We start from the raw sequence: 12,464 nt of genomic DNA, 5'->3' as shown, positions 1-12,464 counted from the left end.
CTGAGGACAACCGTTTGTTACCCGACGACAGTGCACTTCATGTAATGGATGGCATCGCCTCCTCGCATGATGGCATGGCTGCTGCGAAGCGCAAGCGATTTGTGAAAAAGGACCGAGATATCCCGATCGACGAGTTATCGGACAAGATTGTAGGGGGTTCACGCCTTCATTTAGCAAAAGGAATCACCTTACTTGAAAGCATTACCGTAAAGGATAAAGCAGCGGGTCAACAACTGCTGCTAAATGTTTTGCCGAAAACAGGAAACAGCATCCGCATCGGTATTACCGGTGTCCCGGGTGCCGGAAAAAGCACATTCATTGAAGCATTTGGACTGATGCTTGCCAATGCAGGTCATAAAGTAGCCGTCCTTGCCATTGATCCAAGCTCGACAGTAACAGGTGGCAGTATTCTTGGTGATAAAACCCGAATGGAAGAATTGGCAAGACATCCAAATGCCTTCATTCGACCGTCACCATCGGCAGGTACGCTTGGTGGTGTCCACAAAAAATCACGTGAGACAATGCTGCTTTGTGAAGCAGCTGGCTATGATGTGGTATTAATCGAAACGGTCGGTGTTGGGCAAAGTGAAACCGTCGTTCGTGGCATGGTCGATTATTTCATGCTCCTTGTGTTAACAGGAGCTGGAGATGAATTGCAAGGGATGAAAAAAGGGATTATGGAGCTGGCGGATGGAATCGTCGTTCATAAAGCTGACGGAGATAATCTCCGACTTGCGAAAAAGACAGTGAGAGAATATCGCCAATTGCTCCATTTTCTTCAACCATCTTCACCGGGATGGACAACAACATCACTTCCTGTTTCCTCCATTAAAAATACCGGGCTTGAGGACGTGTGGCAGACGATATTGACTTTTAAACAGACGATGGAAGATAGTCGCGTTTGGGAAGGTAGACGTCAGTCTCAAACGAGAGACTGGTTCCGTTCAATGATTAACGATAGGTTAATTGATACGTTTTTTGCGGAACCCGGGAAGAAAGAGCAAGTTGCAGAACTGGAGAAGTCCTTGCTTAAAGGGGATTTGACGGTGACAAGTGCGGTTGATCGGCTGTTTGACTAAAAAAATAAAAAGGTGACTTTCCGTTTTAATAAACAGCGGAAGTCACCTTTTCTATTTAAGATACTTTCTCCTTGCGATGACGTAAAAAATAAATAAACTCTGCAATTAATGATGCGGGTATCGTATAAAGACTACCTTGTAAATTAAATTGCATTTGCTGCTGCTCAAAACTCATGTCGTCATACATCTCATTATGCGTTTTACCGGACTTTTCTAGCTCCTTTTTGGTTGCTTCAATATTACGGTATTGCACGGGAATCATGATAATCATGTAAATGGCCAAAATCGCACCGATGATCCACCATTCCATGATTTTCACCTCCTTCCTTTTCTCGTAATGTGCTGTTAATCGTATATACGTATGTCTATTGGAAAAAGTTTCATTTTTAATTTCATTTATTTTGGCAATTAAATCAGTAACTTTAGCTCAATTGCACGAATGACAGCCATAAAAGATGTTTGCAAAGGACGAAGCTGTAGAGGACAAGTGTAAAGCTAAGTAAAAATTGTAAGTATCTTTTGGGTTCAATCTTAGCTAGCAGATAAAGTAGTAGAAAAGGAAGACTGATTTTTAGTAGATAAAATCCAGGGACACTTGTATCATAGACAACCCGCATCAATGGGTTTGCTTCTGTAATATAGTTATTCCGTAGACCGAAATCGGTGAATAAGGAATCTAAAATAGCTAACGAGAGTAAAAAAACACCTGCTTTAAACAGTTTACTACGAGTAGAGAATAGCAGCTTCGTGTTCACAGCCTTACGCTCCTTTCCATTGGGCGATATGGAAATAGGGTATGGATGATAGAGCTAAAATATTCACTACTCTTTTTAGAATTGATTTTTTGCACGAAATCTCTACTCCTGCTATGATAAAGAAGAAAATAGAAAGGGGATACATGCACAATGAGTATGGATTTTAATCTTTATATGAATGATATTCTTAGACAAGCTCGCTCAGAGATGGAAGCGAGTGGTTATGAGCAACTAACGACTGCTGAAGGCGTTGAAGATGCGTTTAAACGCTCGGGTACAACACTTGTCATGGTCAATTCTGTTTGTGGCTGCGCAGGTGGTATCGCACGACCAGCGGCGGCTCACGCGGTTCACTATGATAAACGTCCTGACCACTTAGTAACAGTATTTGCTGGGCAAGATAAGGAAGCGACTGCACAAGCACGTATGCTATTCGGAGAAGATCACTTGCCATCATCACCGTCTTTCGCCCTAATTAAAGATGGTAAACTCGTAGCAGAAGTGGGTCGTTATGAAATCGAAGGACATGATCCAATGTCTGTTGTCGTTAACTTACAAAGTAAGTTTGAAGAATTTTGTGAGGAAGTTTAACCAACGTCCTGTTGGTCCAAAGCTTTCGGGTAATTAATAAAAACAGTCCGTATGCGCATTTAATCGCTTATACGGACTGTTTTTGAATTGTGATTACGATAAAATTGCGCTGAGGCCGAACAGGACACTTGACGCAAACATTGCGCCAACCATTACAAGAACAATGATTTTTTGTACTTTTTTATTGCTCATTAGTCAAAACCCCTATACGTTTGATACTTCTATTTTAACAGAAATTGCAGATTTCACAACATCTAATGAAATTATGAGGTAAAATAGAGAAGAGAAGAGGGGGTATGAAGATGCAAGCAGTTGATCATATTGGCATTGCTGTGAAAAGTATAGAAACGTCACTGGACTATTATATACATACTCTTGGTTTGAAACTATTAGCTATCGAAGAAGTCATTAGTCAAAGCGTCCGTGTTGCGTTCATTGATGCTGGAAATGTGAAGCTAGAACTACTGGAGCCGCTTGGGGAAGACGGTCCAATCGCGAAGTTTATTGATAAGCGTGGGGAAGGTGTTCATCATATTGCATTTGGTGTGATGAATATTCGTTCAAGAATGGCCGAATTAGAGGGAAAAGGGGTTCAGCTGCTACAAACTGAGCCAAAAGCTGGCGCTGGTGGGGCGCAAGTGGCATTCCTTCATCCTAAATCATCATTTGGCGTGTTATATGAGTTATGCGATAAGACTGGCAAAGGGGATTAAACAATGGACATTTATGATAAAATTAATGAATTATATGATAAAAAAAGAACGATTGAACTTGGTGGCGGCGACGAGCGTATTGCCAAGCAGCATGAGAAAGGCAAGCTTACAGCCCGTGAACGAATTCATTTATTATTGGATCCAAACACCTTTGTTGAATTGAATCCTTTTGTAACACACCGGACACGTGATTTTGGCATGGACAAGCTAGAAGGTCCTGGAGATGGCGTTGTTACAGGCTATGGTAAAATTGATGGACGACCAATTTATTTATTCTCCCAGGATTTCACTGTTTTTGGTGGAGCACTTGGGGAAATGCACGCTATGAAAATTGCCAATGTCATGGATTTAGCAGCAAAAAATGGCGCGCCTTTCATTGGTTTGAATGATTCGGGTGGCGCCCGTATTCAGGAAGGTGTTGTATCGCTGGATGGCTACGGGGAAATTTTCTATCGGAATGCCATTTATTCAGGCGTTATTCCTCAAATTTCTGTCATTCTAGGACCTTGTGCAGGAGGAGCTGTCTATTCACCAGCCATTACAGATTTTGTTTTTATGACTGATGAGACAAGTCAGATGTTCATCACTGGACCGAAAGTCATTGAAACGGTAACTGGAGAAAAAATTTCCTCTGAGGATCTCGGTGGTTCAAAAGTACATAACGCAATTAGTGGTAATGCACATTTTCGTGGGAAAGATGAAGCGACTGTTTTGCAGGATGTTCGAAAATTATTGTCTTATTTACCGCAAAACAATACTGAAAAAACACCTGTTACCCCGTATAATGAAGATGAAATGGAAGACTATCGTGCAGATTTGGCGGATGTTGTGCCATTTGAAACAACTCGACCTTATGATGTCCGTAAAGTGATTGACCAAGTGGTCGACACAGGGTCATTTATGGAAGTTCAAGCTGAATTTGCGAAAAATGCTGTTGTTGGATTTGCGCGGATGAAAGGCGAAACAATAGGACTTATTTGTAACCAACCTAAAGTAATGGCAGGCGGTTTGGATATCAATTCATCTGATAAAATCGCGCGTTTCATTCGCTGCTGTGATTCCTTTAATATTCCATTGATTACATTTGAAGATGTTACTGGCTTTTTCCCAGGTATTAAACAGGAGCATGGCGGTATTATTCGTCACGGCGCGAAGATTTTGTATGCGTATTCAGAGGCAACTGTACCTAAAATGACTGTTATTTTGCGTAAGGCATTTGGCGGCGCTTATGTGGCCTTGAATTCAAAATCTATCGGCGCAGATATCGTCTATGCATGGCCTAACGCGGAAATCGCTGTGATGGGTGCAGAAGGTGCAGCTAATATTATTTTCGCTCGTGATATTGCGAATAGTGATAAACCAGAACAAACACGCGCTGAAAAAATCGAGGACTACCGTGAGAAATTCGCCAATCCCTATGTAGCAGCTTCTCATGGTATGGTGGATGATGTCATTGATCCACGAGAAACGCGCATTAAGTTACTACAAGCACTAGATATGATGCGTAATAAACAAGAAGTAAGACCGAAAAAGAAACATGGCAATATCCCATTATAAGGAGATGTACGATTTGAATAAGCAAAGATTATTGGATGAATTTTTTGAATTGGTTCAAATTGATTCGGAAACAAAGGATGAAGGACAAATTGCTGATATTTTAACAACAAAAATGAAGGCCCTTGGTTTTGATGTGAAAGAAGATGATTCGGCTGTTCGAAGTGGACATGGTGCGGGGAATCTGATTGCGACAATGAAAGGAACGGTGGAGGGAGTCGACCCGATTTATTTCACTTGCCATATGGATACGGTCGTTCCGGGCATAGGCATTAAACCTGAACTTCGGGAAGACGGCTATATTTATTCTGACGGTACAACCATTCTTGGTGCGGATGATAAAGCCGGGATTGCAGCGTTATTTGAAATGGCGCGCACATTGAAAGAAAGTAAGCAGCCACATGGCGATATCCAATTTATCATTACAGCAGGTGAGGAAAGTGGACTTGCCGGTGCAAAGGAAATGGACACGTCGTTGATTACCGCAAAATATGGTTATGCAGTGGATAGTGATGGAAAAGTTGGCGGAATCGTAACTGCAGCGCCACATCAAGCAAAGCTGCAGACGATGATTTATGGAAAAACGGCTCATGCAGGTGTTGCACCTGAAAAGGGTGTTTCCGCTATTAATATTGCAGCCAAGTCAATAGCGGCTATGTCTCTTGGACGAATTGATGCAGAAACGACGGCCAATATTGGGCGCTTTACAGGTGGTCAAGCAACGAATATCGTCTGTGATGAAGTTCATATTTTGGCGGAGGCGCGCTCTATTAATCCTGATAAATTGAAGGAGCAAACAGAGCATATGGTGCGGACATATGAACGAACTGCCGAGTTGATGGGTGGAAAAGCTGAAACGGAAGTTAAAATCATGTATCCTGGATTTAGCTTCGCAGAGGATACGGAAGTAGTTCAAACTGCGATGCAGGCAATTCGCAATATCGGCCGCACGCCAGAGCTAATGACAAGTGGCGGTGGCAGTGACGGTAATATTTTCAACGGTGCAGGTATTCCGACAGTTACATTATCTGTCGGCTACGAGGAAATTCATACAAAAAATGAGCGGATGCCCGTTGAGGAATTAAATAAGTTAGCTGAGTTATTACTTGAAATTGTTCGTGTAACAGCAAATGTCTAAGGGAGGCGTTAAAAATGAGTGATTTAAAGGCGGTTATTATCCAATGTGGCAACGAGGAGTATGCAATTGCGGTTGAAACGGTTGTATCTATTGAACGACTTGAGCAAGTAAACCGAATTCCACATTTACCTGACTACATGCTTGGTCTGATGCGGATTCGTGGAGAACTTGTTCCAATCATAGACTTTGAACAAGTTTTGTATGGTAATAGTGCAAAAGGGCATGAGGAAGCACGTGTCGTCGTCGTTCAGACTGAGAATTTATTCATCGGGTTGCTGGTTTTGGATGCTAAGGAAATTCTCGATATTCCAGAAAATGTTATGACGTCCGCAGGATTGATGGCTTATTCGAGAACACAGTATTTCACAACCGTTGCAAATTTGGAAAATCGTATGATTACAGTTGTCGATCCTGAGATTCTATCAAAAACGCTTGCTGGGATGGAAGAAATCAGTGAATATGTTCAAGAGCAATTAGCGCTGGAACAATAACAATTACAACCGGGTAGTATCATCTGCCCGGTTTTTGTAATCAACGGGAGAGCCAAGGAGGGAAGGGATCGTGACGTCGACTACAAGAGTGATTTTACATCTGGATATGAATAGTTTTTTCGCTTCTGTCGAACAAGCGCATGACCCATCCTTAAAGGGCATTCCGATGGCCGTCGCGGGTAATCCGAAAGAACGTCGAGGCATTTTAGTCACTTGCTCGTACGAAGCGAGGGCACGTGGTATTTATACAACAATGACTGTTGGAGAGGCGAAACGTCTTTGTCCAGAATTGGTCCTTGTCCCACCTGATCACGAAAAATACCGAATAGCTTCATCAGCTGTTTTCGACTTGCTACGCTCCTATACGGATCTTGTGGAACCGGTGTCGATTGACGAGGCCTACATTGATATTACGGCCATCGGTGGATTAACAGATGCCGTCAAAATTGCATCTGATATGCAACTTCGCCTCCTACAGGAACTCGATTTGCCCTGTTCTATCGGAATTGCACCGAATAAATTTTTGGCTAAAACCGCATCCGACATGAAAAAACCGATGGGGATTACGATTTTACGTAAACGGCAAGTTGAAGCAATCCTCTGGCCTTTGCCCGTTATTGAAATGCATGGCATTGGAAAAAGTACAGAGAAGAAATTGCAGACACTTGGTATCCAGACCATTGGTGATCTTGCCATTTCAGATGAAATCAAAATCAAATCAACACTTGGTAAAAATGGCTTGAGACTTCGACAACGAGCAAATGGTATCGATAACCGCGTTGTTGACCCCGAAGCAGCTGAGGAACGAAAAAGTGTCGGTAGTTCAACGACATTAGCTATCGATGAAACAGAGTTGGATGCCTGCCTTAAAATTTTCAGTAGACTTGCCGGTAGCGTGGCGAAGCGGCTTGATAACAGACAGCTTGCAGGAACAGTCGTTATGATTCAACTGCGCACCGCTGACTGGCGAAATCAGACGCGCAGTCGCACGGTTTTAAATCCACTTTATAAAGAGCAAGATATCTATAAAGAAGCCGCAAATTTATTCAAAAAGTATTGGAATGGTGAGCCGATTCGATTGCTTGGCATTACAGTATCGAATGTCATTCCGATACATGAACTACATGAACAGTTATCGTTCTATAATTTTGAAAAACATGCCAAAGAAGAACAAATGGATAGTCTTCTTACGCAATTAGAGCAAAAATTTGGTCCCGGCTCAGTGAAACGGGGCAATACATGAGAGGAGAGATGCTGTTATGGAACTGCAATTTTTAGGGACAGGTGCAGGTATGCCGTCAAAAATACGTAATACATCAGCCCTTGTATTGAATTTGTCTGCCGAAGGGCGAGGCTACTGGCTATTCGATTGCGGCGAAGCTACGCAGCATCAAATTTTACATACCTCATTGAAACCACGAAAAATTAGCAAAGTGTTTATCACACATTTGCATGGTGATCATATTTTCGGCTTGCCAGGGTTAATTGGCTCACGATCATTTCTTGGTGGCAATGAACCACTTGATATATATGGGCCAGCGGGTCTTGAAGAATGGTTAGAAACAACGCTACGTATTACTAACACACATTTGAATTATGAGTTGCAGATTCATGAAGTTGGAGACGGCATTGTCGTTGAAGATGATGAATTTTTAGTTGTAGCAAACAGCCTACAGCATGTCATTCCATGTCTCGGTTATCGGATTGAACAAAAGCCACTGCCTGGAAAATTGCTTATTGATAAGGTGAAAGAAGCAGGAGTACCAAGTGGGCCGCTGTTGAAGCAATTAAAAGATGGGGAAGATGTGACCTTGGAGGACGGACGGGTTGTGCATAGTCAAGATGTTACCGGTGAACCACAGAATGGGTTTACAGTAGCTATCCTTGGTGATACAAGTTATTGTGCGGCGGCTGTTGAGCTAGCACAAGCTGTAGACATTCTTGTCCACGAGGCCACATTTGATATGGAAACTGGAAATTTAGCGAAAGAGTATGGACATTCAACCATTGGTGACGCGGCGCGTGTGGCGAAGGAAGCAGGTGTGACAACGCTGATTGCCAACCATATTAGTGCGCGTTTCATGCCAAGTGATGTGGCGAAGCTCAAGGAACAAGGCGAGGCTATTTTTTCTACGCTACATATTGCGGAAGATTTTGTTCGATTTGAGTGGAAAGATGGGGCAGTAATTGAGTGCCGGTCATAACTACATCTAAGACTGTCATAAAGTAGTTCGTGGCGGTCATAACTACATCTAAGACGGTCATAAAGTACTTCATGGCGGTCATAACGTCATCAGAAACCCACTTTTCATAGTCAACGAGAAGTGGGTTTACGTTATGACTATTATTTCACTGCAACAACTTGTCCCTTAGTCATGTTCTCCAACTCACTAGGCGTCAATTGAAACACCGCTTTTGGATGTCCAGCTGCTGCCCAAATTGTGTAATATTGAAACAAATCTTCATCAATCAAGGTACGTACAGGATTCTTATGTCCCAATGGTGGAACTCCACCGATAACAAATCCCGTCGTTTCACGGACAAAATCAGCATCTGCCTTCCCTAATTTTTCCCCCAATTGCTTGCCAATTAACTTTTCATTGATCCGATTAACGCCGCTCGCTACAACTAACAGCGGCTCATTAGTACTTTTTAATCGAAAAATAATCGACTTGGCAATTTGGGCAACCTCACAGCCTAGGGCATCTGCCGCCTCTTGCGCTGTTCGTGCGCTATCCGTCAGTTTGATTACTTGGTTTGGATGCTGTAACTCCTGTAGCTTATCTTGTACAAGTTGCGAGCTAGACGTTAAATTTGGCATGGTCTCCAATCCTTTCAAACAACTTCTTTTTTTATCTGAATAAATAGTTCATTGATTAATATATCACATTCTACTCCAAGCATTAAAGTGTATTGTCGATTAGTAAGGAGGTAATTGTTTTTTATATGGAGAATACATATAGTAGTGGAATAAAATCCCAGCAAACAGGAGGTAGAGATATGTTGAAAAAAATACTTGCGGTATTGGTTACACTAATCATTTTGACGGCGTGTTCACATAAAAAAACGGACAATTATGCATATGCGCTTAAAGGGGAGAGCGAACATTGGGAAAGTGAATATTTTGTCGAGGGAAGAGATGTCTGGAAAGAAAAAGATAACAGAACGACGTTTTCAAGCGATCATAATCATACATTTACAATAATATACAAAGGGCCTTTAGAAGAGTTGTCATCGTTGAAAAACCTAGAGTATGCTTTTGAAGGAGCTGCGCATAGCGGGGGTGGATCACAGGAATTCGATGAACCACCTATCTCCAAGATCCTTGTTTCACATAGAGGAGGAGGTGGCGGAGCAAGAGTGCAAAAAGATGGAGTTATTCATGTAACGATAAAATGGGATACATTTGAAGAGTCCATTGAATTGCGTAATACAGGTAAATGATTTTTACTAATATTTTACTCTAATAGCCCCCAAAGGAATGATGCATTTTTATGGGGGCTATCTTTAAACTAGTTAAAAAAGCCAACCTCGCGCATACTGCTTAGGTGTCGGAACCTCCACACCAAGCTCTTTCGCAGCCGTATAAGCCCAGTACGGATCACGTAGCAATTCGCGTGCCAATAACACGACATCCGCGCGTCCATTTTTCAATATTTCCTCCGCTTGAATGCCTGTTGTAATCAACCCGACCGCACCAGTTGCAATATCGGCACCTGCCTTGATAGTTTCCGAAAATGGTACTTGATAGCCAGGGAATACATCGATGGCTGCCGGGACAACTGCACCAGAGCTAACATCAATCAGGTCGACACCTTGCGCTTTCATCCACTGTGCCATTTCCACATAACTATCTGCTGTCAGTCCACCGTCTGCGTAATCATGCGCGGAAATACGAACGAAAAGGGGACCTTCCCAAACTGTCCGTATTTCATCGATCACTTCTCGCAACAGTCTATAGCGATTTTCTGCTGAGCCACCATATTCATCCGTTCGTTTATTGGATAAAGGAGATAGAAATTCGTTAATGAGATAACCGTGTGCTGCATGGAGTTCAATGACATCGAATCCAGCTTTTTTCGCACGGACGGCTCCTTCTTTAAATGCTTGCACGGTTTCCTTAATATCCTTTATAGTCATCGCGACTGGTACCCGATAGCTGTCACTGAATGCAATAGCAGATGGTGCATAAATATCGCCTTCGACTGTAGCTTTCCTTCCAGCATGTGCAAGCTGAATGCCAGTTTTGGCTCCATGCTGCTGCATCAAACGAACTGCTTCTGCCAATCCTTCCACATGCTCATCGCTCCAAATGCCAAGATCTTGCGCTGAAATCCGTCCTGCCGGCTGCACCGCAGTCGCTTCAACAATAATCAACCCAACTTGCCCTACAGCACGTGTAGCATAGTGAATCTTATGCCAATCCTCAACTTGGCCCTCCTCATTGAAACTTGAATACATACACATCGGCGCCATAACGATGCGGTTTTTAAATGTCGTGTTACGTATTGTGATTGGTTCAAATAATTTAGCCATGTTTTTTTCAATCCTCTCAATTGCTTTTCATCATCAGTATAGCAAAGGGACAAGACGATAGCTGTGTATGTTGCTTGTGAAATGCATCCTTTTCAGCCGCTCAGCAGGAGAAATAGTGTCTTATGTAGAAGTTTGTCAAGTATAAGAAAAGGGAGTGATTGGAAGTGCAAGCGTTATTAGTCATTGATGTTCAAAATGGTATTGTGAATCTCGGAGATTTCCAACAAGAATTAGCACACATGGTGACGATTATTAAGGATTTCAAAAGTCAGGATAAACCTGTAATTTTCGTTAGACATTTTGATGATGCTAAGGAAAGCCCGTTGCACAAAAACTCTGTTGGCTCTGAGCTACATCCTTCGTTGAAAGAATACGCTGATTGTGTTGTTGAAAAACAAACACCAAGCTCCTTCTTTAACACAAATTTGGCCTCATTGCTAGAAGAATTGGGCGTAAAGCATCTGTTCATAACGGGCTTTAACACCGAGTTTTGCTGTATGTTTACCGCTATTTCTGCATTTGACAGGGGCTATAAAGTGACTTTTATTGAAAACGCAACGGGAACGGTCAATACAGATGAAACGTATGAGATGGAAGGGTTGGATATTCGAGATTTCATCGGGACTGTTTTGCACTGGTCGGATGTCATTGAGGTGTTGGATTTTGAGGAATATGTTGAACAATATTCATTGAATAAAACCATCTAAAGGGGCAATTATGCCACTTTTTTTGTGATTCGCTTAATTAAAAGAAAAATTTGGAACTTTAGAAATTCGTAGCTCGTCTACATACATAGTTTGTACAACGAAAGCAGGTGCACGTGATGAGTTATCAATGGTTGGAATGGGCACAACGAATCCAAGCCTTATCACAATCGGGTTTAGCCTTTTCAAAGGATATTTATGACATCGAGCGTTATGAAGAATTACGTAGGATTAGTGCGGAAATCATGGTGGAACACACAGAGTTAGAGATGCAAAAAATCAAAGATTTATTTCTGAGTGACACGGGCTACCAAACGCCTAAAGTGGATGTACGTGGCGTCATTTTTCAGGATGATAAGATCTTAATGGTCAAGGAAAAGTTGGATGATCGATGGTCATTACCTGGCGGGTTTTGCGATATTGGCTTGTCTGCTTCTGAAAATATTATTAAGGAAATCAAAGAAGAATCTGGCTATGATGCAGTGCCGACGAAACTGCTTGCAGTGTGGGATAAAAACAAACATCCACATCCACCAGAGGCTTTTCATTATTATAAGCTATTTATCCAATGCGAAATTATCGGAGGACAGCCGCTGACGGGTATTGAAACGAGTGATATCCAGTTTTTCTCCGAAAGCGATATCCCAAGCTTGTCGGCTAACAGAGTAGTCGAGTCACAAATTAAAACCCTTTTTGAAATTTCAAGGGACCCTAACAAGGAAACGTTATTTGATTGAGTGGGGGAGATAGATTTGGCTGTCAGTAAAAAAACATGGAGTAAACTTTATGAAATTGTATTTTTTACAGTCTGTGGGCTCGTATTTGTGTGTTCAGGTATAGGTTTCATCTTTATTTTGCTGTTTACGATGGATTATTTTTCGCAATAAAGGAGGCTGAATACCA

Annotated in this window: 16 protein-coding genes; 11 read left to right on the top strand and 5 right to left on the bottom strand. The window is 42.1% G+C overall.

Annotation, left to right across the window (positions count from 1 at the left end; genetic code table 11):
* The first annotated feature begins 44 nt into the window (after nucleotides 1–44).
* Complete coding sequence (meaB, locus tag R2B77_RS00410; protein WP_212391822.1) at nucleotides 45–1,079, top strand: methylmalonyl Co-A mutase-associated GTPase MeaB; 1,035 nt, start codon at nucleotides 45–47, stop codon at nucleotides 1,077–1,079.
* Between the two features lie 55 nt (nucleotides 1,080–1,134).
* Here meaB and R2B77_RS00405 read toward each other — a convergent pair whose 3' ends face one another.
* Nucleotides 1,135–1,389 carry a DUF3949 domain-containing protein gene (locus R2B77_RS00405; RefSeq protein WP_203248739.1) on the bottom strand — a complete coding sequence of 85 codons (255 nt, stop codon included), beginning with the start codon at nucleotides 1,387–1,389 and terminating at the stop codon, nucleotides 1,135–1,137.
* Nucleotides 1,390–1,501: 112 nt separating this feature from the next.
* Nucleotides 1,502–1,834, bottom strand: coding sequence for a DUF5658 family protein (locus tag R2B77_RS00400; RefSeq protein WP_203248740.1), 333 nt, complete (start codon nucleotides 1,832–1,834; stop codon nucleotides 1,502–1,504).
* A gap of 150 nt (nucleotides 1,835–1,984) precedes the next feature.
* Between R2B77_RS00400 and R2B77_RS00395 the strand changes: the two genes are divergently transcribed.
* Nucleotides 1,985–2,425: a BrxA/BrxB family bacilliredoxin gene (locus tag R2B77_RS00395; protein WP_203248741.1), complete on the top strand. Its 441-nt coding sequence runs from the start codon at nucleotides 1,985–1,987 to the stop codon at nucleotides 2,423–2,425.
* Nucleotides 2,426–2,518: 93 nt separating this feature from the next.
* Here the strand turns inward: R2B77_RS00395 and prli42 are convergent, their stop codons facing one another.
* A complete protein-coding gene (prli42, locus tag R2B77_RS00390) occupies nucleotides 2,519–2,617 on the bottom strand; it encodes a stressosome-associated protein Prli42 (RefSeq protein ID WP_203248742.1) in 99 nt (32 codons plus the stop codon).
* A gap of 110 nt (nucleotides 2,618–2,727) precedes the next feature.
* Between prli42 and mce the strand changes: the two genes are divergently transcribed.
* From mce to rnz, 6 genes are all read left to right on the top strand, one after another.
* Entirely contained in the window at nucleotides 2,728–3,138 is a 411-nt protein-coding gene (mce, locus tag R2B77_RS00385) for a methylmalonyl-CoA epimerase (protein WP_203248743.1), read from the top strand.
* A gap of 3 nt (nucleotides 3,139–3,141) precedes the next feature.
* Nucleotides 3,142–4,695, top strand: coding sequence for an acyl-CoA carboxylase subunit beta (locus R2B77_RS00380; RefSeq protein ID WP_203248744.1), 1,554 nt, complete (start codon nucleotides 3,142–3,144; stop codon nucleotides 4,693–4,695).
* Nucleotides 4,696–4,708: 13 nt separating this feature from the next.
* Nucleotides 4,709–5,830: a M20/M25/M40 family metallo-hydrolase gene (locus tag R2B77_RS00375; protein ID WP_212391814.1), complete on the top strand. Its 1,122-nt coding sequence runs from the start codon at nucleotides 4,709–4,711 to the stop codon at nucleotides 5,828–5,830.
* 14 nt (nucleotides 5,831–5,844) lie between these two features.
* Nucleotides 5,845–6,321 carry a chemotaxis protein CheW gene (locus tag R2B77_RS00370; RefSeq protein WP_203248745.1) on the top strand — a complete coding sequence of 159 codons (477 nt, stop codon included), beginning with the start codon at nucleotides 5,845–5,847 and terminating at the stop codon, nucleotides 6,319–6,321.
* 70 nt (nucleotides 6,322–6,391) lie between these two features.
* Nucleotides 6,392–7,564, top strand: a complete 1,173-nt coding sequence (locus R2B77_RS00365) for a DNA polymerase IV (protein WP_203248746.1) — start codon at nucleotides 6,392–6,394, stop codon at nucleotides 7,562–7,564.
* A gap of 16 nt (nucleotides 7,565–7,580) precedes the next feature.
* A complete protein-coding gene (gene rnz, locus R2B77_RS00360) occupies nucleotides 7,581–8,525 on the top strand; it encodes a ribonuclease Z (protein ID WP_203248747.1) in 945 nt (314 codons plus the stop codon).
* A gap of 140 nt (nucleotides 8,526–8,665) precedes the next feature.
* On the opposite strand, the gene R2B77_RS00355 is transcribed toward rnz, so the two are convergent.
* The gene (locus R2B77_RS00355; protein WP_203248748.1) at nucleotides 8,666–9,142 is read right to left on the bottom strand and encodes a YbaK/EbsC family protein; all 477 of its coding nucleotides are present in this window, start codon (nucleotides 9,140–9,142) and stop codon (nucleotides 8,666–8,668) included.
* A 179-nt stretch (nucleotides 9,143–9,321) separates the two neighbouring features.
* On the opposite strand from R2B77_RS00355, the gene R2B77_RS00350 reads away from it, so the two are divergent.
* Nucleotides 9,322–9,765 carry a hypothetical protein gene (locus R2B77_RS00350; protein ID WP_203248749.1) on the top strand — a complete coding sequence of 148 codons (444 nt, stop codon included), beginning with the start codon at nucleotides 9,322–9,324 and terminating at the stop codon, nucleotides 9,763–9,765.
* Between the two features lie 72 nt (nucleotides 9,766–9,837).
* On the opposite strand, the gene namA is transcribed toward R2B77_RS00350, so the two are convergent.
* A complete protein-coding gene (gene namA, locus R2B77_RS00345; protein ID WP_203248750.1) occupies nucleotides 9,838–10,857 on the bottom strand; it encodes an NADPH dehydrogenase NamA in 1,020 nt (339 codons plus the stop codon).
* A 164-nt stretch (nucleotides 10,858–11,021) separates the two neighbouring features.
* Between namA and R2B77_RS00340 the strand changes: the two genes are divergently transcribed.
* Nucleotides 11,022–11,564, top strand: a complete 543-nt coding sequence (locus R2B77_RS00340; protein ID WP_203248751.1) for an isochorismatase family protein — start codon at nucleotides 11,022–11,024, stop codon at nucleotides 11,562–11,564.
* Nucleotides 11,565–11,680: 116 nt separating this feature from the next.
* Nucleotides 11,681–12,298: an NUDIX hydrolase gene (locus tag R2B77_RS00335; protein ID WP_203248752.1), complete on the top strand. Its 618-nt coding sequence runs from the start codon at nucleotides 11,681–11,683 to the stop codon at nucleotides 12,296–12,298.
* The last annotated feature ends 166 nt before the right edge of the window (nucleotides 12,299–12,464 follow it).

The organism is Sporosarcina beigongshangi (assembly GCF_033485195.1).
Taxonomy (GTDB): domain Bacteria; phylum Bacillota; class Bacilli; order Bacillales_A; family Planococcaceae; genus Sporosarcina; species Sporosarcina beigongshangi.
Note: the sequence above shows the minus strand (reverse complement) of the source record. Positions and strands in the feature narration are given on the sequence as shown.

Coding starts and splice junctions, on each gene's coding strand:
- mce (WP_203248743.1), top strand. CDS start 2,728: ATGCAAGCAGTTGATCATATTGGCATTGCTGTGAAAAGTATAGAAACG.
- prli42 (WP_203248742.1), bottom strand. CDS start 2,617: ATGAGCAATAAAAAAGTACAAAAAATCATTGTTCTTGTAATGGTTGGC.
- rnz (WP_203248747.1), top strand. CDS start 7,581: ATGGAACTGCAATTTTTAGGGACAGGTGCAGGTATGCCGTCAAAAATA.
- R2B77_RS00395 (WP_203248741.1), top strand. CDS start 1,985: ATGAGTATGGATTTTAATCTTTATATGAATGATATTCTTAGACAAGCT.
- R2B77_RS00405 (WP_203248739.1), bottom strand. CDS start 1,389: ATGGAATGGTGGATCATCGGTGCGATTTTGGCCATTTACATGATTATC.
- R2B77_RS00380 (WP_203248744.1), top strand. CDS start 3,142: ATGGACATTTATGATAAAATTAATGAATTATATGATAAAAAAAGAACG.
- meaB (WP_212391822.1), top strand. CDS start 45: ATGGATGGCATCGCCTCCTCGCATGATGGCATGGCTGCTGCGAAGCGC.
- R2B77_RS00350 (WP_203248749.1), top strand. CDS start 9,322: ATGTTGAAAAAAATACTTGCGGTATTGGTTACACTAATCATTTTGACG.
- namA (WP_203248750.1), bottom strand. CDS start 10,857: ATGGCTAAATTATTTGAACCAATCACAATACGTAACACGACATTTAAA.
- R2B77_RS00370 (WP_203248745.1), top strand. CDS start 5,845: ATGAGTGATTTAAAGGCGGTTATTATCCAATGTGGCAACGAGGAGTAT.
- R2B77_RS00355 (WP_203248748.1), bottom strand. CDS start 9,142: ATGCCAAATTTAACGTCTAGCTCGCAACTTGTACAAGATAAGCTACAG.
- R2B77_RS00335 (WP_203248752.1), top strand. CDS start 11,681: ATGAGTTATCAATGGTTGGAATGGGCACAACGAATCCAAGCCTTATCA.